20 protein-coding genes and 1 pseudogene are annotated in these 18,049 nt (G+C 72.4%); 13 read left to right on the top strand and 8 right to left on the bottom strand.

All coding sequences use genetic code 11. The features are described from left to right. Together ACWCSD_RS27670 and ACWCSD_RS27665 are read left to right on the top strand one after the other, a co-directional pair. Positions 1–1,087, top strand: a pseudogene (locus tag ACWCSD_RS27670) (hypothetical protein); the annotation flags it as partial. A 153-nt stretch (positions 1,088–1,240) separates the two neighbouring features. Beyond that, positions 1,241–1,741 (top strand): hypothetical protein, encoded by a 501-nt coding sequence (locus ACWCSD_RS27665; protein ID WP_387680155.1) that lies wholly within the window; start codon positions 1,241–1,243, stop codon positions 1,739–1,741. 75 nt (positions 1,742–1,816) lie between these two features. Here ACWCSD_RS27665 and ACWCSD_RS27660 read toward each other — a convergent pair whose 3' ends face one another. Then, positions 1,817–2,470: an NAD(P)-dependent oxidoreductase gene (locus ACWCSD_RS27660; RefSeq protein ID WP_449919072.1), complete on the bottom strand. Its 654-nt coding sequence runs from the start codon at positions 2,468–2,470 to the stop codon at positions 1,817–1,819. A gap of 113 nt (positions 2,471–2,583) precedes the next feature. On the opposite strand from ACWCSD_RS27660, the gene ACWCSD_RS27655 reads away from it, so the two are divergent. The 3 genes from ACWCSD_RS27655 to ACWCSD_RS27645 all read left to right on the top strand — a co-directional run bounded on the left by ACWCSD_RS27655 (position 2,584) and on the right by ACWCSD_RS27645 (position 4,872). Then, positions 2,584–2,949: a winged helix-turn-helix transcriptional regulator gene (locus tag ACWCSD_RS27655; protein ID WP_397158781.1), complete on the top strand. Its 366-nt coding sequence runs from the start codon at positions 2,584–2,586 to the stop codon at positions 2,947–2,949. 139 nt (positions 2,950–3,088) lie between these two features. After that, positions 3,089–4,078, top strand: a complete 990-nt coding sequence (gene moaA / locus ACWCSD_RS27650; RefSeq protein ID WP_397158779.1) for a GTP 3',8-cyclase MoaA — start codon at positions 3,089–3,091, stop codon at positions 4,076–4,078. Between the two features lie 2 nt (positions 4,079–4,080). After that, positions 4,081–4,872, top strand: coding sequence for an NTP transferase domain-containing protein (locus ACWCSD_RS27645; protein WP_449919068.1), 792 nt, complete (start codon positions 4,081–4,083; stop codon positions 4,870–4,872). Positions 4,873–5,186: 314 nt separating this feature from the next. On the opposite strand, the gene ACWCSD_RS27640 is transcribed toward ACWCSD_RS27645, so the two are convergent. Continuing rightward, on the bottom strand, positions 5,187–5,501 hold the full coding sequence (locus tag ACWCSD_RS27640) for a DUF3099 domain-containing protein (protein ID WP_357977208.1): 315 nt from the start codon (positions 5,499–5,501) through the stop codon (positions 5,187–5,189). A 99-nt stretch (positions 5,502–5,600) separates the two neighbouring features. Between ACWCSD_RS27640 and ACWCSD_RS27635 the strand changes: the two genes are divergently transcribed. Next, on the top strand, positions 5,601–5,813 hold the full coding sequence (locus ACWCSD_RS27635) for a dodecin (protein ID WP_125642491.1): 213 nt from the start codon (positions 5,601–5,603) through the stop codon (positions 5,811–5,813). A gap of 191 nt (positions 5,814–6,004) precedes the next feature. On the opposite strand, the gene ACWCSD_RS27630 is transcribed toward ACWCSD_RS27635, so the two are convergent. Both ACWCSD_RS27630 and ACWCSD_RS27625 read right to left on the bottom strand, forming a co-directional pair. Continuing rightward, complete coding sequence (locus tag ACWCSD_RS27630) at positions 6,005–7,363, bottom strand: metallopeptidase TldD-related protein (RefSeq protein WP_397158998.1); 1,359 nt, start codon at positions 7,361–7,363, stop codon at positions 6,005–6,007. A 14-nt stretch (positions 7,364–7,377) separates the two neighbouring features. Continuing rightward, on the bottom strand, positions 7,378–8,871 hold the full coding sequence (locus ACWCSD_RS27625) for a TldD/PmbA family protein (protein ID WP_352327883.1): 1,494 nt from the start codon (positions 8,869–8,871) through the stop codon (positions 7,378–7,380). A gap of 77 nt (positions 8,872–8,948) precedes the next feature. Between ACWCSD_RS27625 and ACWCSD_RS27620 the strand changes: the two genes are divergently transcribed. Both ACWCSD_RS27620 and fabI read left to right on the top strand, forming a co-directional pair. Beyond that, positions 8,949–9,644, top strand: a complete 696-nt coding sequence (locus ACWCSD_RS27620) for a beta-ketoacyl-ACP reductase (RefSeq protein WP_358008091.1) — start codon at positions 8,949–8,951, stop codon at positions 9,642–9,644. A gap of 1 nt (position 9,645) precedes the next feature. Further along, on the top strand, positions 9,646–10,410 hold the full coding sequence (gene fabI, locus ACWCSD_RS27615; RefSeq protein ID WP_352327881.1) for an enoyl-ACP reductase FabI: 765 nt from the start codon (positions 9,646–9,648) through the stop codon (positions 10,408–10,410). Between the two features lie 7 nt (positions 10,411–10,417). On the opposite strand, the gene ACWCSD_RS27610 is transcribed toward fabI, so the two are convergent. Together ACWCSD_RS27610 and ACWCSD_RS27605 are read right to left on the bottom strand one after the other, a co-directional pair. Next, positions 10,418–11,287, bottom strand: a complete 870-nt coding sequence (locus ACWCSD_RS27610; protein WP_449919062.1) for a hypothetical protein — start codon at positions 11,285–11,287, stop codon at positions 10,418–10,420. Positions 11,288–11,414: 127 nt separating this feature from the next. Next, the gene (locus ACWCSD_RS27605) at positions 11,415–12,362 is read right to left on the bottom strand and encodes an aldo/keto reductase (RefSeq protein ID WP_352327879.1); all 948 of its coding nucleotides are present in this window, start codon (positions 12,360–12,362) and stop codon (positions 11,415–11,417) included. 146 nt (positions 12,363–12,508) lie between these two features. On the opposite strand from ACWCSD_RS27605, the gene ACWCSD_RS27600 reads away from it, so the two are divergent. Genes ACWCSD_RS27600 through mshC form a run of 5 tightly spaced genes read left to right on the top strand, consistent with a single transcriptional unit; the run spans position 12,509 to position 16,416 of the window. Further along, positions 12,509–13,195 (top strand): MSMEG_4193 family putative phosphomutase, encoded by a 687-nt coding sequence (locus ACWCSD_RS27600; protein WP_449919060.1) that lies wholly within the window; start codon positions 12,509–12,511, stop codon positions 13,193–13,195. 9 nt (positions 13,196–13,204) lie between these two features. Further along, on the top strand, positions 13,205–13,753 hold the full coding sequence (locus ACWCSD_RS27595; RefSeq protein WP_352363409.1) for a DUF3090 domain-containing protein: 549 nt from the start codon (positions 13,205–13,207) through the stop codon (positions 13,751–13,753). Continuing rightward, positions 13,750–14,514: an SCO1664 family protein gene (locus tag ACWCSD_RS27590; RefSeq protein WP_352327876.1), complete on the top strand. Its 765-nt coding sequence runs from the start codon at positions 13,750–13,752 to the stop codon at positions 14,512–14,514. Before ACWCSD_RS27595 ends, ACWCSD_RS27590 begins: the two co-directional genes overlap by 4 nt. A 31-nt stretch (positions 14,515–14,545) precedes the next feature. Continuing rightward, entirely contained in the window at positions 14,546–15,202 is a 657-nt protein-coding gene (locus ACWCSD_RS27585; RefSeq protein WP_397158768.1) for an NRDE family protein, read from the top strand. After that, positions 15,199–16,416, top strand: coding sequence for a cysteine--1-D-myo-inosityl 2-amino-2-deoxy-alpha-D-glucopyranoside ligase (gene mshC / locus ACWCSD_RS27580; protein WP_449919055.1), 1,218 nt, complete (start codon positions 15,199–15,201; stop codon positions 16,414–16,416). Before ACWCSD_RS27585 ends, mshC begins: the two co-directional genes overlap by 4 nt. 145 nt (positions 16,417–16,561) lie before the next feature. Here the strand turns inward: mshC and ACWCSD_RS27575 are convergent, their stop codons facing one another. Both ACWCSD_RS27575 and ACWCSD_RS27570 read right to left on the bottom strand, forming a co-directional pair. Then, complete coding sequence (locus ACWCSD_RS27575) at positions 16,562–17,524, bottom strand: UDP-glucuronic acid decarboxylase family protein (protein ID WP_358298968.1); 963 nt, start codon at positions 17,522–17,524, stop codon at positions 16,562–16,564. Then, positions 17,521–18,049, bottom strand: a 529-nt coding sequence (locus ACWCSD_RS27570; protein ID WP_449919053.1) for a glycosyltransferase family 9 protein, incomplete at its 5' end; no start/stop codon positions are given. The genes ACWCSD_RS27570 and ACWCSD_RS27575, both read right to left, overlap by 4 nt.

Genomic DNA, 18,049 nt, shown 5'->3' with positions numbered 1-18,049 from the left:
CACGGCGCCCGTGCCTGCGTATCCCGCCGCGACCGAGCTCGCCATCCGCGCCATCACCGTACGGCCCGCGAACCCGGTCGTGGGTGCCCACGACTCGGTGAGCCTGGTGATCGACGTGATCGCGCGGGGCGCGCGCGGCAAGAACGGCGTCACCGTCAAGGTGGAGCCCGGCGCACCGCCCGGCCCGCTGCTGTCGGCCAAGCCCCCGGTCGAGGACGCCGCCGACCTCCCGCCCGCCGCCGAACCCGGCCTCCAGCCTCCGGCCCTTTCCGGGCCGCCGTCGTCCCCCTCGTCCTGGACGCCCGGGACGTCCTCGGCGCCCGCCGAGTCCTCTGGGCCCGCCGGGTCCGCCGAGTCCGCCGAGTCCGCGGGGCCCTCCGGGTCTTCGGCGTCGCCGGTCGGCCCGGCCGGCGACGCGCCGGGGAGCGCGTACGCGCATCCGGCTTCCGGCGGCCCGGCCGAGGGGCTGCGGGCCCTGATGCCGCTGCCCCTGACGGTCGTCGCCGATCCAGCTGCCGCCGATCCAGGTGTCGCAGAGCCGAGGGTCGACCTGCAGAAGGCCCCGTCCACCGGCACGCTGCCGCCCCGGCTGGTGTGGCGGCAGGGGGCGACTCCGCCGGCCCGGATGGCGGCCGACTGGCAGACCTGGCGTTTCCTGCCCGACAAGAAGCTGAACCGCTTCTACCCGACCGGCACCTGGACGATCAGCGCCACCGCCAGGGACGCCGACGGCGCCACGGTCACCGAGTACGCCTCCTTCGAGCTCAGGAGGGCGACCAGGTTGTCGTCCGTCCGGGTGGAGAGGTCGCCGAAGTCGGCCGGAGGCGTGCGCCTGCGCGGCTCGCTGACCAGGATCGACCCGCGCGGCTTCACCGACTTCGGGCCGTACGCCAAGCAGCGGCTGCGGCTCCAGTGGCGCGGGGAGGGCTCGCCGGCCTGGGAGGACGTGGCCGAGACGACGACCGACGCGGCCGGGGCCTTCGTGCAGACGGTGCCGCCCAGGAGAGGCGGCCTGTGGCGCGTGCACTTCCCAGGAAACCCCCACTACGCGCCATACACCACTAAACCCCGACAAATCGCCAGTTAACGTAATAAAACACGCACAAAAATCCGCCGGGGTATTTGTCGTTATCTAATCGTGATCTGTCGTATCGCAACTTTTCTTTACCCTTACGCGTCATTAGGCGTTGACGTGTCCCGTCCCTGGGGCGCGTCCGAGACGGGGAAGGATTTGTTTTTGATGATGCGACGTCTAGCCGCCGGACTGGCCGCGGCCGCTCTGGGCGCCACGATGGTGGCCACCGCCGCCGCCGCGCCCGCCCTGGCGGACACGGACCCCGATCCCGACTTCGCGGGCGGGAGCACGAGCCTCCAGCTCGACGTCAACCCCGAGCCGGCGCGGCGCGGCAGGGCCCTCGACATCCAGGGCAAGCTGTCGGTGTCCTGCGACGAGGACTACATCAGCGGGTTCGTCGCGGTGCACCACGCCGACTACTGCAAGGACAGCGAGCGCTGGCACCGTCTGGCGTGGAAGCGGGTCGTGATCCTCTTCCAGGCCGACGGCAGCGACAAGTGGGACTACGTCGAGTCGGTGCGCACGAACCGGGACGGCTCCTTCAGCACCAGCGAGCGGGCCTACACCTCGGGCACCTGGCGTGCCGTCTTCGAGGGCTCCAGGTACCTGGCCCCCTCCGAGGGCAAGGACTGGGTGAAGGTCTACGGCGGCGGCCACCGCCACTAGCGGCACCGGCGGAAGCCCGGCCTCACGGCCGGGCTTCCGGCATGTCCGGCCCAGTTGCCGGGCCGGTCGTCGCCGTCAGTAGCCCACGGCGACCTGCACCCGGTGGTGCCGCGGGTCCTCGATCTCGGCCACCACCGCCGCCGCCAGATCGGCGTAGGAGAACACTGGCCCGCCCTCCTCGGCGGCCATGACCTGCTCCCCGCCGAACCGGTGCCGCCCGCTGCGCTCCGCCCGGTCGTCCAGCACCACCGGCGGCGGCGCGATCACCACCCAGTCCAGCGCCCCGCCCTCCTCACGGAGGACCTCCAGCTCGGCGGCGTGCCCGAGGGAGAACGTCCGGGCGTCCTCGGGGAAGCCGGGGGTGTCCACCAGCCGCGTCCCCGGCGCGACCTCCAGCAGGGTGCCGATGCCCAGCGCCACCAGCCGGGGCACGCCCGCCGCCGCCAGCCCGCCGGTCAGCGCCCGCGCCGCCGCCGTGTAGAACTCCGCGGACGGCACGTCCAGCCGGACGCTCGCCTGCACCGCCACGTCGTGCCCCGCCGCGACCGCCGCCACGCTCTCCCGGTCGGTCACGTCACCGGCGACCACCCGCACGCCCTCGCCGGACGGCCCCGCGTACCGCGCCGGGTCGCGCACCACGGCCGTCACCTCGTGCCCCCGCTCCACGGCCTGCCCGACCACCCGCGCGCCGGCCCGTCCGCCCGCGCCGAAAACCACGATCCTGCTCATCGTCCAGCACTCCGTCCGGCGGCCGGCACACCCGGCCGCGCCCGGCAGACGGTAGACGCCCGATGGTCACTTCCCGCAACGATAGTGAGCTGCCGCCGCCTAGCATGGACGTCATGGCCGAACCCCTTGACCCCGACATGTTCGCCGCCTGTGTCCACACCGCCCCCGTCCGCGTCGGCGACAAGTGGACCGCCAAGATCATCCGTTGTCTGGAGCAGGGCCCGAGACGCTTCACCGAGCTGCAGGTCCCGCTGCGCGGCATCACCCCGAAGGTCCTCACCGAGTCCCTGCGCGCCATGGAACGCGACGGCCTGCTCACCCGCACGGCCTACGCCGAGATCCCGCCCCGCGTCGAGTACGAGCTGACCCCCCTCGGCCGCAGCCTGCTCGCGCCCATGGCGGCCGGCTGCGAGTGGTCCAGGCAGCACCTGTCGGAGCTCATCGACGCCCGCGAGTCCTGGCACGCCGCCCACTCCTGACGATCCCGTCCCGGCGGCCCCACGGAATCGATCACCGGCGCGGCGCGTTGCCTGCCAGGGACAGGCAGGCGGCTTTGAGCGCCGCGCGACACCCGTCGTAGTCTGGCTCTCTGGCGAAACGGACAGGAGGTGACGCCCCATGTTGCGAGACTCGTTCGGACGGGTGGCGACGGATCTGCGGGTGTCCCTCACGGACAAGTGCAATCTGCGCTGCACGTACTGCATGCCGCCCGAAGGGCTCGACTGGCTGCCCAAGGCCCAGTTGCTGACGGCCGACGAGATCGTCCGGCTGGTGCGCATAGGCGTCGAGCGGCTGGGCGTCACCGAGGTGCGCTACACCGGCGGCGAGCCGCTGCTGCGGCGCGAGCTGGTCGACATCGTCGCCCGCACCACCGCCCTCGACCCGCGTCCCCAGGTGCTGCTGACCACCAACGGCATCGGCCTGGCCCGGCTGGCCGAGCCGCTGGCGCGGGCCGGCCTCGACCGGGTCAACGTCTCACTCGACACGCTCGACCCGGCCACGTTCAAGCAGCTCGCCCACCGCGACCGGCACGCCGACGTCATCGCGGGGCTGGCCGCCGCCGACGCGGCGGGCCTGCGCCCGGTCAAGGTCAACGCGGTGCTCATGCGCGGCGTCAACGACCACGAGGCCGTGCCGCTGCTGCGCTTCTGCCTGGAGCGCGGCTACGAGCTGCGCTTCATCGAGCAGATGCCGCTCGACGCCCAGCACGGCTGGACCCGCGAAGGCATGATCACCGCCGACGAGATCCTCGAACGCCTCTCGGCCGCCTTCGACCTGACCCCCGACGACCTGGAGCAGCGCGGCAGCGCCCCGGCCGAGCGGTTCCTGGTCGGCGGCGGCCCGGCCCGGGTCGGCGTGATCGGCTCGGTGACGCGCCCGTTCTGCGGCGCCTGCGACCGGGTCCGGCTCACCGCCGACGGCCAGGTGCGCAACTGCCTGTTCGCCACCGAGGAGTCCGACCTCAAGTCCGCCATGCGCGCGGGCGCCTCCGACGACGACCTGGCCGCCCGCTGGGTCGCCGCGGTCGCCCGCAAGCGCGCCGGGCACGGCATCGACGACCCGTCCTTCCTCCAGCCGTCCAGGCCGATGTCGGCCATCGGCGGCTGACGATGCTCTTCGACGCGGTCGTCCTGGCCGGGGGAGCGGCCCGCCGCCTGGGCGGCGCCGACAAGCCCGGCCTGGCCGTCGGCGGCCGTCCGCTGGTCGAGCGGGTGGTCGCGGCGGCGTCCGGCGCGCGCCGCACGGTCGTCGTCGGGCCGCGCCGGGAGCTGCCCGGGGTCGTGTTCACGCGGGAGGACCCGCCGGGCGGCGGGCCCGTCCCCGCGCTGGCCGCCGGGTTGCGCGAGGTCGAGGCGCCGTGGCTGGTGCTGCTCGCCGGCGACCTGCCGTTCCTGACGGCCGCGCACGTGCGGGAGCTGCTGGCGGCGGCCCGTCCCGGCGCGGGAGCGGTCATGGTCGACGACGACGGCCGCGAGCAGTGGCTCGTCGGCGCCTGGCCGGTGCCGCAGCTGCGGGCGGCGCTCGCCGCCTACCCCGGGCGTTCCCTCAAAGGCCTGCTCGGCCCCCTGACCGGAACGCGGCTGGCCTCGCCGGGCCGGCCGTGGTTCGACTGCGACACGATGGACGACCTGAAGGAGGCTCGCATGAACGTTCTCGCCGAGTGGACGGCGCTGGTGTGCAAGGAGCTGGGCGTCGACCCCGCCCGGGTGGACCGCGACCTGGTCCTCGACCTGACCAAGGAGGTCGCCCACGGCGTGGCCAGGCCCGCCGCGCCGCTCACCGCCTACCTGCTCGGGCTGGCCCAGGGCGCGGGCAGCGCCCCTGAGGACGCCGTGGCCAGACTGGTCACATTGGCGAAGAACTGGGAGCAGGCGACCACCGAGACGCTGACTGACGGCTGACACTCGAACGAACTCTTGAAGTCAAGCCGACCGCTTCCTCCAGATTTCCTGTGAATTGCGAGGAGGAGGCCGGTGTAAACGATTTCGGGAAAGCGGTCCTATCGGACTCCGGCCGACGTGGGGGACTGATCGTCCAATGCAAAGGGCTGGCCAGGAAAAGGGCGACGCCGGGTGGTTACGGGGGCAAACCACCCGGCGTCGCTTCATCGGCGTTCCGACGGGGGCCCGGAACGCCGGCACCAGCACTCCGACGGGGGACCGGAGCGCTTGCCTAAAGCGTACACCTACAACCCATGGGATGCGTCAAGACTTAGTCACGACCCGATCTCGCGTCGATGCAGCGGTATCTCGGTTTGGTTAGCCTCGGGGGACTGAAAGTGGGGCGGCGGCGCGCCCTCGCTGCGCTCATTGGCCCCGATTACGGCAATGTATGGCAAAAACACTGCCCCGGCGATGAACAGCAGCCGGTAGGGCCACGGCACCGGCACCACGACCGCCAGGATCAGGCAGATCGTCCGGATGCCCATCTTGATCAGGTAGGCGACCTCACGCTTGCGGATGTCCGCCGTGAGCGAGGGTCTGGCGTCGGTGACCTGGTGGACGTCCGGCTTCTTGCGCCACCCCTTCATACCTTCCACGGTAGACCTCGTACGGGCAGGGCGCGACGGCGCGGCCGGGCGATGAGGAGGGTCATGCGATCATGGCCTTCGAGTAAGGAGGATGGGGAGATGACGGATCGAACGTATCGGGTCACTGAGATAGTCGGCACGTCGGGGGAGAGCCTTGACCAGGCCATCCGCAACGGCCTCCAGCGGGCCTCGCAGACCCTGCGCCACCTGGACTGGTTCGAGGTCACCGAGATCCGCGGCCACCTCGACGGAGGCGAGATCGCGCACTACCAGGTGGGCATGAAGGTGGGCTTCCGCCTGGAGGACTCCTGACCGTCCCCCGACGGCCCGGGGCCGGCGCCCCGGCACACCGACCCCCGTCCCGGCCCCGGCCCGCCCTGCGGCCCGCTGGAGGCCCGGACGGCGGCCGGCACGACGACGCCCGCCGCCCCGCTCGATCGCGGGACGGCGGGCGCGCCCGGCAGCCGTACGGCCGTGATGTACGGCCCTGACGTACGGCGGGGTCAGCTCGCCTGGCTGACCGTCGACATGTTGAAGTCCGGCACCCGCAGCGGCGGCATCACCGTGCGCTGGAAGTAGTCGTTCCACTCGCGGGGCAGCGTGCGCTCGGCCGCCCCCACCTCCGTGACGCGCCCGAGCAGGTCGACCGGGCTCTCGTTGAACCGGAAGTTGTTCACCTCGCCGACGACCTCGCCGTGCTCCACCAGGTAGACGCCGTCGCGGGTGAGGCCCGTGACCAGCAGCGTCTGGGGATCGACCGCGCGGATGTACCACAGGCAGGTGACGAGCAGTCCGCGCCGCGTGGAGGCGATCATCTCCTCCAGCGACCGGGCGCCCTCCGCCGGGCCGGACATGACCAGGTTGTCGATGCCGGGCGTCACCGGCAGCCCGCTCAGCTCGGCCGAGTAGCGCGTCTGGAGCAGCGACTCCAGCCGGCCGTCCCTGATCCAGTCGGTGGGGCCCAGCGGCAGGCCGTTGTCGAACACCGAGCTGTCGCGGCTGGAGGCGTGCGCGGTGACGAACGGCGCGCACGAGATGCCCGCGGCCCGGGGATCGCTGGACAGCGTGATCGGCAGCGTGGCGAGCTGCTCGCCCACCCGCGTGCCGCCGCCCGGCCCGGAGAACACCGAGCGGCCGTCGAGCGCGTCCCTGGCGCCCGAGGACCAGTACAGGTAGATCATCAGGTCGGCCACCGCGCTCGGCGGCAGCAGCGTCTCGTAGCGGCCCGCGGGCAGGTCGACCCGGGTCTTGGCCCACTCCAGGCGCTGGGCCAGCGAGGCGCCGAGCGCGGCCACGTCGACGTCGGCGAAGTCCTCGGTGAACACGCCGGTCCAGGCCGACCGCTTCAGGTCGCCGGACTTGGCGTTGAGCTCCAGGCGGCCGGTCGGCTGGTCGTGCCGCAGCCGCACGCCGGTGGAGGTGCCGAGAAAGGTCGAGGTGAGGGAGTGCTCGGCGAAGCCGTAGAGCTTCCTGTCGCCGGACTCGGCGGCCGAGAACGCCTCGCCGAGCGCGGGCGCGAACCGCTCGAACACCCCGATGTCGGTCGGCCGCACCTCGTCGTCCCAGCCGGGCGCGGCCGGGCCGCCCTCGACCAGCGGGCGGGCGTCCTCGGCGGGCCGGGCCTCGCGGGCCGCCCGGTCGGCCGCCGCGACCACGTCGGGGAGCTGGTCGGCGCGCACGGCCGAGCGCGAGACCACGCCCACGCCCTGCCCGGCCACCGAGATCACGGTCAGCCGGGACGAGCGGGCCACGCCGTTGGTGGTCAGCGTGTTGCCCGCGAAGCGCAGGTTGGCCGTGGAGCCCTCGTCCACCAGCACCACGCAGCCGTCGTTCGCGGAGAGCTCCAGAGCCCTCTCCACCATCTCCTGCGGGGTAGTCACTTGCCGCCCTCCTGCACCGTGTTGAGCACGCGCACGCCCCTGAACAGCGCCGACGGGCATCCGTGGCTGACCGGCGCGACCTGCCCCGGCTGGCCCTTGCCGCAGTTGAAGGCGCCGCCCAGCACGTACGTGCCCGGCCCGCCGACGCCGTCCATCGACTGCCAGAAATCGGTCGTGGTGGCCTGGTAGGCGAAGTCCCTGACCTGCCCGGCCAGCTTCCCGTGCGAGATCCGGTACGCCCGCTGCCCGGTGAACTGGAAGTTGTAGCGCTGCATGTCGATCGACCAGCTCTTGTCGCCCACGATGTACAGGCCGCGCTCCACGCCCGCGATCAGCTCCTCGGTGGAGGGCCCGCCGGGCGCGGCGGCCAGCGACACGTTCGCCATGCGCTGGATCGGCATGTGGCCGGGGGAGTCGGCGAACGCGCACCCGTTGGAGCGCCCGAACCCCTTCATCAGCGCCATCCGCCGGTCGAGCTGGTAGCCCACCAGCACGCCGTCCTTGACGATGTCGAAGCTCTGCCCCCGCACGCCCTCGTCGTCGTAGCCGACCGTGGCCAGGCCGTGGGTGACCGTGCGGTCGCCGGTGACGTTCATCAGCGGCGAGCCGTAGACCAGCTCGCCGAGCTGGTCGAAGGTGGCGAAGCTGGTGCCGGCGTAGGCGGCCTCGTAGCCCAGCGCGCGGTCGAGCTCGGTGGCGTGGCCGATCGACTCGTGGATCGTCAGCCACAGGTTGGACGGGTCGATCACCAGGTCGTAGTCGCCCGCCTCGACCGAGGGCGCGGCCAGCTTCTCGGCCAGCAGCTCGGGCAGCCGGCCCAGCTCGGCCGGCCAGTCCCAGCCCGTGCCGGTCAGGTACTCGTAGCCGCGGCCGACCGGCGGCGCGATCGTGGACATGTCGTCGAAGCCGCCCTCGTGCGCCTTCATCGCGTTGAGCGACGGATGCACCCGCACGCGCTGCTGCGTGGTCACCGTGCCCGCGGTGTCGGCATAGAACTTCTGCTCCTTGACCTGCAGCAGCCGCGCCGAGACGTGGTCGGCGCCCTTGAGCAGCCCGGCCGACCAGTCGGCCAGCAGCCCCACCTTGTCGGCGGAGGGCACCTCGAACGGGTCGACGTCGTAGTCGGAGACCCACACCGCGTCGGCGTGCACCGGCTCGGGCGCCAGCTCGATGGGCTCCCGGTTGACCGGCGCGCTCACCTCGGCCACCCGCACCGCCTGCTCGGCCACCGCCGCGGCGGCCTGCGGGGTCAGGTGGATGCCGGCCGCGAACCCCCATGTGCCACCCTTGACGACACGGACCGCGTAGCCGAGGTCGTCGGCGTCGAGCGCGCCTTCGAGGCGGGCGTCGTACAGGCGCAGCGTCTCGGCCCTGACGCGTTCGAGCCGGAAGTCGGCGTGCTCGGCGCCGAGGTCGCGGGCGCGTTGCAGGGCCGCGTCCGCGAGCTGCCGCAGCGGCAGTTCCAGGAAATCGGGATCGATCTGGCGCATGTCCACGATCCTAACCCTGTGATCTTGTGCCACCCGGACAAGCGGATACCCGCAAGTAAGAGATAGCGTCAGATGCCATGGCACGCTCTGTACTCGTCACCGGAGGCAATCGCGGCATCGGCCTCGCGATCGCCCGTGAACTCGCCGCGGCCGGCGACGCCGTCGCGGTCACCTACCGATCGGGGGAGCCGCCGGAGGGTCTGTTCGGCGTCCGCTGCGACGTCACCAGCACGGCCGAGGTCGAGGCCGCCTTCGACAAGGTCGAGGCCGAGCAGGGGCCGGTCGAGGTCCTCGTCTCCAACGCGGGCATCACCAAGGACACCCTGCTGGCGATGATGAAGGAGGAGACCTTCACCGACGTCATCGACGCCAACCTGACCGGGGCCTACCGCGTGGCCAAGCGCGCCATCAGGCCCATGATGAAGATCAAGCGCGGCCGCATCATCCTCATCTCCTCCGTGGTCGGCCTGTCCGGTCAGGCGGGCCAGGCCAACTACGCCGCCTCCAAGGCCGGCCTGGTCGGCTTCGCCCGCTCCCTGGCCCGCGAGTACGGCTCGCGCAACATCACCGTCAACGTGGTCGCGCCCGGCTTCGTGGCCACCGACATGACGTCCGGCCTCGACCAGGAGGCCATCGTCAAGAACATCCCGCTCGGGCGGCAGGCCGCCCCCGCGGAGATCGCGCGCGTCGTCCGCTTCCTGGCCGGCGACGACGCCTCGTACATCACCGGGGCCGTGATCCCGGTCGACGGCGGACTCGGAATGGGGCACTGACGTGGGAATTCTCGAAGGCAAGCGGATCCTCGTGACCGGCGTGCTCACCGACGCCTCCATCGCCTTCTCGGTGGCCAAGCTGGCCCAGGAGGAGGGCGCCACGGTGGTGCTCACCGGGTTCGGCCGGCTGAGCCTGGTCGAGCGCATCGCCAAGCGGCTGCCCCAGACCCCGCCGGTGCTGGAGCTCGACGTCCAGGACACCGACCAGCTCGACACGCTGGCCGCCCGCGTGGGCGAGCACGTCGACGGGCTCGACGGCGTCGTGCACTCCATCGGCTTCGCGCCGCAGAGCGCCCTCGGCGGCAACTTCCTCAACACGCCGTGGGAGGACGTCGCCACCGCCCTGCAGGTCTCCACGTACTCGTTCAAGTCGCTGGCCGTGGCCTGCCTGCCGCTGATGAAGGAGGGCGGCGCGGTCGTCGGCCTCGACTTCGACGCCTCCAAGGCCTGGCCGGTCTACGACTGGATGGGCGTGGCCAAGGCGGGCCTGGAGTCGTGCAGCCGCTACCTCGCCCGCGACCTGGGCAAGCACAACATCCGGGTCAACCTGGTCTCGGCCGGGCCGCTGCGCACGATGGCCGCCAAGTCGATCCCGGGCTTCAAGGAGTTCGAGGAGAGCTGGCCCGAGCGCTCGCCGCTGGGCTGGGACCTCACCGACACCGTCCCGGCCGCCAAGGCGTGCGTGGCGCTCATGTCCGACTGGTTCCCCGCCACCACCGGCGAGATCGTGCACGTCGACGGCGGCGCGCACGCGATCGGCGGCTGAGCGCGCCTCACGCCAGGCGGTGCCTGCCGCTGCTGCCCGCCGGGGCCGGCTCGAACGGGATCGACTCGCTCGGCTCGGCCCGGTGCCGCCGCTGCTGCACGATCCGGGTGGCCAGCACCGCCGACCCCAGCAGCACGATCGTCAGCACGGTGCCCAGCACGTCCTGAGCCGGCGGGCTGGGCCGCACCACCCGCTGGTCGTGCAGCGGCACGGCCAGCTCGCGCCCGAACGGGTTGGGCCACAGCAGCTCCACCCGCGAGTCGTCGGGATCGGCGGTCGGCTCCTCGGCGGTGACCGGCCGCTCGTCGTCCAGCGTGTACGGCTGTGGCTGCGGCGGCGTGGGCGGCTGCGTCGGCAGCGGCGCGGTGGCCTCGTCGGTCCCGCGCTCGTGCGGCCGGTCGCTCCGGCGGCGCCCGGTCCCGGTCTCGGTCTCGGTCCCGGGCGAGGCCGTCGGGGTGGGGTAGGCCGTCAGCGACGGGAGCACGCCCTGGTCGTCGCAGGCCAGCACCGGCAGGCACACTTCCTTCAGCGTCTCGGGCACCAGGTCGCTGTGGCTGGGGCTGGGGGAGGGGCGGTCCGAGTGGGACGGTTTGGCGGGCCTGCCGGTCGGCACGGCGTCGCCGACGGTGCCGAGCACCTCGCCGGTGGCCTTGTCGACGCCCTTGGTCACCGGGTCGGCCTTGCCGCCGGTCACGTCGTCGACCGTGCCCGTGAGCGCGCCGACGACGTCGCACAGCGTGTCGGTGACGCCCGAGAGCAGCCCACCCTCGCCCGGGCAGCCCTGGACGGCGGCGGCGGAAGCGGCCGGCGCCCCCGCCGGGATCGCCGCCAGCGCCACCGCGAGCACCCCGGCCGAGATCGCGGTCCTGCTCCCCATCCGTCCCCTCCTGTGTCGCTTCAGGAGGAAATCCTTATGGACAAGGCCCGTCAGACGCAGGCTTTTTCCCGGTAAAGTTGCGATTCGGTATCGACTAGTGATACGCGAGATGGATTCTCGTTCGTCGTCAGTCGAGCGAGGACACGTCATCGAGCGCCTCCCGGATCTCGATCGGGAGCACGACGTCCTCGGCCGACAGAATCCCTTTGAGCTGCGTGTGGGTGCGGGCGCCGACGATCGCCGAGGCCACCCCGGGCTGGTCGCGCACCCACGACAGGGCCACCGCCAGCGGCGAGACGCCGAGCCCGTCGGCGGCGGTGGTGACCGACTCGACCACGCTGCGGCCGCGCTCGTCGAGATAGGGGCGGACGAAGTCGGCGAAGTGCGGCGTCGCGGCGCGGGAGTCGGCCGGGATGCCGGTGCGGTACTTGCCGGTCAGCACGCCCCGGCCGAGCGGCGACCAGGCCAGCACGCCGACGTCGAGGTGGGCGGCGGCGGGCAGCAGCTCGCGCTCGGGCTCGCGGGCCAGCAGCGAGTACTCGACCTGGGCCGAGGTGATCGGGATGCGGCCGGGGACCGACTTCTGGGTGACGGCGGCGGCGGCGAGCTGCCAGCCCGCGTAGTCGCACACGCCGGCGTAGACGGCCCGGCCGGAGGAGACGATCGCGTCGAGGGCGGCCAGGGTCTCCTCCAGCGGCACCTCGGCGTCGTAGGTGTGCAGCTGCCACAGGTCGACGTAGTCGAGGCCGAGCCGGTTGAGCGACTCGTCGACGGCGGCGATCAGGTGGCGCCTGGAGGCGTCGCGCGGCCGGCGGCCGGTCGGGGTGACCACGGCCTTGGTGGAGATCACCAGCTCCGAGCGCGGCACGGAGTCGCGCAGCATGCGGCCGAGCAGCCGCTCGGAGTCGCCCCCGGTGTAGACGTCGGCGGTGTCGACGAGGGTGCCGCCCGCGTCGAGGAAGGAACGGAGCTGGGCGGCCGCCTCCTCCGGGTCGGTGTCACGGCCCCAGGTCATCGTGCCGAGCCCCAGCCGGGACACCGACAGGCCGCTGCGGCCGACATAGCGCTGCTCCATGATCCCGCCAGGTTACCAAGAACGGGCTCGCCCGCCAGTCCGCCGCTCCAATGTCCTGCCTGGTGAGGAGCGTGGCGGCGGGTGGATGCGAAGTTTTCTCGCAGGTGCGTGAAACATGGTGATCCGCGCCTGCGACACTTGCTGGTGTGACCACCCTTCTGCTGGCCCGCCACGGGCTGACCGACCTCACCGGGCCGGTGCTGGCCGGGCGCACCCCGGGGGTGCGCCTGAGCGAGGCCGGGCGGGCGCAGGCCGAGGCGCTGGCCGGCCGCATCGCCGGGGTCCGGCTCGACGCCGTCGTCTCCAGCCCGCTCGAACGCTGCCGCGAGACCGCCGAGGCCGTGGCCAAAGGCCGCGGGGCGGACGTGGTCCTCGACGAGCGGCTGATCGAGTGCGGCTACGGCGCCTGGACGGGCCGCCCGCTCAAGGAGCTCGCGCGGGAGCCGCTCTGGCAGACCGTGCAGGCGCATCCCAGTGCGGTGACATTTCCGGAAGGGGAGTCGCTGGCCGATATGCAACATCGGGCGGTGGCCGCGGTCCGGGAGTGGAATCGACGCCTCGGGTTGAAGGGTGTCTACCTGGCGTGCACCCACGGAGACGTCATCAAGGCGATCGTGGCGGACGCTCTGGGGCTGCACCTCGATCATTTTCAGCGGATAACAGCCGATCCTGCGGCCCTCACCGTGATTCGCTATGCCCCCTTGCGTCCCTTTGTTCTCAGGATTAACGATATGGGGGAATTGCGGTTGCCCGAGGATTCGGAGGAGAAAGACGGGGGAGAAAACATCACCGGGAGCGATGCCGCCGTCGGCGGTGGACCCGGGACCACGTAAGGTCAGGCTATGCCGGTCTTCGACTACGACCCACCGGAGAGGTTCGTCGCCGGCGCCCTGGGGCAGCCGGGCGCGCGGGTCTTTTTTCTGCAGGCCAGGGCCGAGGGCAGACTGACCACCGTGGCGCTGGAGAAGCTGCAGGTGGCTGCGCTCGCGGGCAGGCTCGACGAGCTGCTCGACGAGGTTCTGCGGCTCAGCGGGGGCACCGCGCACGTGCCCGCGCTGGCTCCGGCCGACCTGGCCGACGACGCCCCCCTCGACGTGCCGGTCGCGGAGGACTTCCGGGTCGGCACCATGGCGCTCGCCTGGGACGACGACAAGTCCCAGGTGGTGATCGAGGCGCAGGAGGTCATCGACGAGGAGGACCTCGACGGCCCCGACCCCGCCGTGCTGCGGGTGCGGATCAGCGCAGGGGCCGCGCGTGCCTTCACCCGCAGGGCGCTCCAGATCGTGGCGGCGGGCCGGCCTCCCTGCCCCCTGTGCGGGCAGCCGCTCGACGCCGAAGGCCATGTCTGCGTCCGACTCAACGGCTACCGCGGGGGTGAGGCGGCTTCATGACCGCTCCTGAGAGCGAACCGGCCGTCAAGCCGCCACAAGGGCCGATCATGCAGGAGGAGGAGGCGCTCACGCTGCTGCGCGACGGGCGCCTGGAGGTGGCCGGCCGCCTGGTCGAGGCCACCAACATGACCCTCTACTGCTCGATCAAGCTGGGCGGCCGCAGCGCCGCCTGCGTCTACAAGCCCGTCCGCGGCGAGCGCCCCCTGTGGGACTTCCCCGACGGCACCCTCGCCGCCCGCGAGGTGGCCGCCTACGAGGTCTCCCAGGCGACCGGCTGGCGCATCGTGCCGCCGACCGTCTACCGCGAGGGCCCGTTCGGGCCCGGCATGTGCCAGCTGTGGATCGACACCGAGCGCGAGATCGACCTGATGCGCCTGGTCAAGAGCCGTAACCCGGTGGTGCGCCGGATGGCGGTGTTCGACGCGGTGGTCAACAACGCCGACCGCAAGGGCGGTCACCTGCTGCCGCTGCCGACCGGGCACGTCTACGGCGTCGACCACGGCGTCTGCTTCTCGGTCGAGGACAAACTGCGTACCGTGCTGTGGCAGTGGCGGGGCAAGCCGCTGGCGCGCGAGGCGGTGGCGGTGCTGGCCAAGCTGGAGCGCGACCTGGAGTCGGGCTCGCTGGGGCGGCGGCTGCGCGAGCTGCTCACGCTGGCCGAGGTGGAGGCCACCTGGCGGCGGGTCAGGCGGCTGCTGGACACCGGCGTGCATCCGTACCCGTCGGAAGGGTGGCCGGCTGTTCCCTGGCCCCCCATCTGAGGACTGGCGGGGGTTTTATACCCTTTGCCGCATGTGCACGCTGATCGTGAGAACCGGGGAGCCGCTGACCCTCATGGGCGTGCGGGACGAGCTCACCGACCGCCCCTGGGAGGCGCCCGGGGAGCACTGGCCCGAGCATCCCGGGGTGATCGGCGGCCGTGACCTCAAGGGCGGCGGCACCTGGATGGCCGTCTCCCCGTCCGCCTGCCGCGCCGCCGCCCTCCTCAACGGCCACGGCACGATGGCCCCCGAGACCACCAGGGTCTCCCGCGGCGACCTGGCCCTGATCGCGGTGTCCACGGGCGACGTCCCGGACGTCGACCTGACCCGCTACGACCCCTTCCACCTCGTGCTCGCCGACCTGTCCGGCGTGCGGCTGTTCAGCTGGGACGGCGACCGCCTCACCGCCTCCGCCCTGCCCGACGGCACCAGCATGGTCGTCAACACCGGCCTCGACCCGGACGCCGGCCGCGTCCGGGCCCACCTGCCGCGCTTCGCGAGCGCGCCCGACTGGGCGGAGCTGATCACCGGCGCGCACTCCGACCGGCCGGACGCCCTCCTGGTGCGCAACACCCTGCCCGACGGCCGCGTCTACGCCTCGCTGTCGGTGATGCGGGTCACCCTGGGCCAGGACGACACCGCCTACGAGTTCACGGACCTTACGGCACGGATAGGCTCAAAGGCATGAGATCGTGGTCTGCCCAGAACATCCCCAAGCTCCCAGGTGAGAGCATTCCGCTGCGTCTCTACGACACGACGACGAGGCAGGTGCGGCAGACCGATCCCGGCCCCACCGCCCGGATGTACGTCTGCGGCATCACCCCCTACGACGCCACCCACCTCGGCCACGCCAACACCTACCACGCCTTCGACCTGGTGGGCCGGATGTGGCGGGACGCCGGGCACGAGGTCCACTACACCCAGAACGCCACCGACGTGGACGACCCGCTGCTGGAGCGGGCCGCCCAGACCGGCATCGACTGGCAGGAACTGGCCGAGCGCGAGATCGAGCTGTTCCGCACCGACATGGAGGCCCTGCGCATCCTGCCGCCGCGCGAGTACGTCGGCGTCACCGAGGTCGTGGGCCACGTCGCCGACCTGATCACCGAGCTCGCCGCCAAGGGCTGCACCTACGACCTCGACGGCGACGTCTACTTCAAGGTGGCCGACGCCCCCAAGTTCGGCCAGGTGTCCGGCTACGACGAGGCCGAGATGCTGGCCCTGTCCGCCGAGCGCGGCGGCGACCCCGACCGGCCGGGCAAGCGGCACCCGCTCGACTGGCTGCTGTGGCGGGCCGAGCGGCCCGGCGAGCCGGCCTGGGAGACGAGCCTGGGCCGGGGGCGTCCCGGCTGGCACATCGAGTGCACCGCGATCGCGCTGCGCAACCTGGGCCCCGGCTACGACATGGCGGGCGGCGGCTCCGACCTGATCTTCCCGCACCACGAGTGCGGCGCCTCCGAGGGGCACGCGGCGACGGGGGAGTGGCCGTTCGCCAAGTTCTACACGCACGCGGGCATGGTGGCGCTCGACGGCGAGAAGATGTCGAAGTCCAAGGGCAACCTGGTGTTCGTCAGCCGGCTGCGGCAGCAGCACGACCCGATGGCCGTGCGGCTCGTCCTGCTGGCCCACCACTACCGGGAGGACTGGGAGTACACGCCCGACCAGCTCGCCGCCGCCGAGCGCCGGCTCGCGCTGTGGCGCTCGGCCGTCGCCCTGCCGGGCGCGCCGCGCGCGGAGGAGCTGCTGGCCGCGGTCCGCGAGCGGATGGCCGACGATCTCGACTCGCCGGGTGCGCTGGCCAAGATCGACGCCTGGGCCGAGCGGGCGCAGGCCGAGGGCGGCCCGCAGCAGCCCGGCCTGGTCAAGGACCTGACCGACGCCCTCCTCGGCATCGCCCTCTGACCGACCGCTTTCTGCACGACCGCTTTCTGCGATGGCCGGCCGCTGAACACCAGGCCGCGCACACCGGCCGGGCATGGTCGTGGGCCGGGTTTTCACGCCCGGCCCACGACCTCCCGTGGAGTCGCCGATCCCTCGGCGTTCTCCGTCACACACGCAGCTCCTCGAACCTGTCGTTCGCGGCGAGCTCCGCGGTGAACCACTCGATCGTGCGCCGCAGCCCCTCCTTGGCGGGCACCTCCGCCCGCCAGCCCAGCCGCTCGGCGGCCAGCGTGGTGTCGGGCCGGCGCACCTTCGGATCGTCGGCGGGCCGGTCGATGAACTCGATCTCCGAGGCCGAACCGGTCAGGTCGCGGATGAGGGTGGCCAGCTCCAGCATGGTCAGCTCGTCCGGGTTGCCGATGTTGACCGGGCCGGTGAAGTCGCTGCGGGCCATGGCCAGGATGCCCGAGACGGTGTCGTCCACGTAGCAGATCGACCTGGTCTGGGTGCCGTCGCCGGTGATGGTCAGCGGCTCGCCCTTCAGCGACTGCCGGATGAACGTCGGGATCGCCCGGCCGTCGAACGGGCGCATCCGCGGGCCGTAGGTGTTGAAGATGCGCACGATCCCGGTGTCGGTGCCGCGCGAGTGGCGGTAGGCGGTGGTCAGCGACTCGGCGAAGCGCTTGGCCTCGTCGTAGACGCTGCGCGGGCCGACCGGGTTGACGTTCCCCCAGTACGTCTCCTTCTGCGGGTGCTCCAGCGGGTCGCCGTACACCTCGCTGGTGGACGCCAGGACGAACCGGGCGCCCTTCTCCCTTGCCAGCCCGAGCGCGTGCAGGGTGCCCACGCTGCCCACCCGCAACGTCTCGATCGGGTAGCGCAGGTAGTCGGCCGGCGAGGCGGCCGAGGCGAAGTGCAGCACCAGGTCCACCCGGCCCGGGACGTGCACGTACCCGGTCAGGTCGCTCTCGATGAGCCGGAAGGCCGGATTGTCCAGCAGGTGCTCGACGTTGCGCGGGCCGCCGGTCAGGAAACTGTCCATGCAGATGACCTCGGCGCCCTCGTCCAGCAGGCGTTCGCACAGGTAGGAACCGAGGAAGCCGGCTCCGCCGGTGACCAGAGCCCTCATGACGTGACCTCCAGAGCTGCGTCGACCACTTCCGACACCTCGATCCTGAGCAGGCCGGGATCGGGGCGCAGGCCGTGCGGGTCGCCCTTGCGACCGGCCCACAGGGCCACGTGCCGCCATCCGGGCGGCGGCCCCCACTCCGACGGCGGCACCGGGCCGAACAGCACCACCGACGGCACGCAGAACGCCGTCGCCAGGTGCGCGACCCCGGTGTCGCCGCAGACCACCAGCCGGGCCCGGCTGACCAGGTCGATCAGGTCGGCCAGCCGGGTGCGGCCGGCCAGCATGCGCTCCGGCGGCAGCCCGGCCAGCTCGGCGACCTTCCTGGCGATCGGCACCTCGTCGGCGTTGCCGGTGACGACCACGTCGTCCAGCGCCGCCGCGACCTCGGCGAACCGCTCGGGCGGCCAGCGCCGCGCCGGGTAGGCGGCTTCTCCGCGCGGGGGAGGTGGACCAGGCGGCGGCCACCGTTCTCGACCTGAGCGACGACATCCGGCTGATCTCCTCGGCCCGGGTCCGGGAGGA

Source organism: Nonomuraea sp. NPDC001684 (assembly GCF_053596515.1).
This window is presented reverse-complemented; position numbering and strand designations above follow the sequence as displayed.

Coding starts and splice junctions, on each gene's coding strand:
- ACWCSD_RS27635 (WP_125642491.1), top strand. CDS start 5,601: ATGACGGATCGAACGTATCGGGTCACTGAGATAGTCGGCACGTCGGGG.
- ACWCSD_RS27640 (WP_357977208.1), bottom strand. CDS start 5,501: ATGAAGGGGTGGCGCAAGAAGCCGGACGTCCACCAGGTCACCGACGCC.
- ACWCSD_RS27605 (WP_352327879.1), bottom strand. CDS start 12,362: ATGGAGCAGCGCTATGTCGGCCGCAGCGGCCTGTCGGTGTCCCGGCTG.
- ACWCSD_RS27645 (WP_449919068.1), top strand. CDS start 4,081: ATGCTCTTCGACGCGGTCGTCCTGGCCGGGGGAGCGGCCCGCCGCCTG.
- ACWCSD_RS27620 (WP_358008091.1), top strand. CDS start 8,949: ATGGCACGCTCTGTACTCGTCACCGGAGGCAATCGCGGCATCGGCCTC.
- ACWCSD_RS27575 (WP_358298968.1), bottom strand. CDS start 17,524: ATGAGGGCTCTGGTCACCGGCGGAGCCGGCTTCCTCGGTTCCTACCTG.
- ACWCSD_RS27590 (WP_352327876.1), top strand. CDS start 13,750: ATGACCGCTCCTGAGAGCGAACCGGCCGTCAAGCCGCCACAAGGGCCG.
- moaA (WP_397158779.1), top strand. CDS start 3,089: ATGTTGCGAGACTCGTTCGGACGGGTGGCGACGGATCTGCGGGTGTCC.
- ACWCSD_RS27660 (WP_449919072.1), bottom strand. CDS start 2,470: ATGAGCAGGATCGTGGTTTTCGGCGCGGGCGGACGGGCCGGCGCGCGG.
- mshC (WP_449919055.1), top strand. CDS start 15,199: ATGAGATCGTGGTCTGCCCAGAACATCCCCAAGCTCCCAGGTGAGAGC.
- ACWCSD_RS27655 (WP_397158781.1), top strand. CDS start 2,584: ATGGCCGAACCCCTTGACCCCGACATGTTCGCCGCCTGTGTCCACACC.
- ACWCSD_RS27630 (WP_397158998.1), bottom strand. CDS start 7,363: ATGGTGGAGAGGGCTCTGGAGCTCTCCGCGAACGACGGCTGCGTGGTG.
- ACWCSD_RS27595 (WP_352363409.1), top strand. CDS start 13,205: ATGCCGGTCTTCGACTACGACCCACCGGAGAGGTTCGTCGCCGGCGCC.
- ACWCSD_RS27610 (WP_449919062.1), bottom strand. CDS start 11,287: ATGGGGAGCAGGACCGCGATCTCGGCCGGGGTGCTCGCGGTGGCGCTG.
- ACWCSD_RS27625 (WP_352327883.1), bottom strand. CDS start 8,871: ATGCGCCAGATCGATCCCGATTTCCTGGAACTGCCGCTGCGGCAGCTC.
- ACWCSD_RS27665 (WP_387680155.1), top strand. CDS start 1,241: ATGATGCGACGTCTAGCCGCCGGACTGGCCGCGGCCGCTCTGGGCGCC.
- ACWCSD_RS27585 (WP_397158768.1), top strand. CDS start 14,546: ATGTGCACGCTGATCGTGAGAACCGGGGAGCCGCTGACCCTCATGGGC.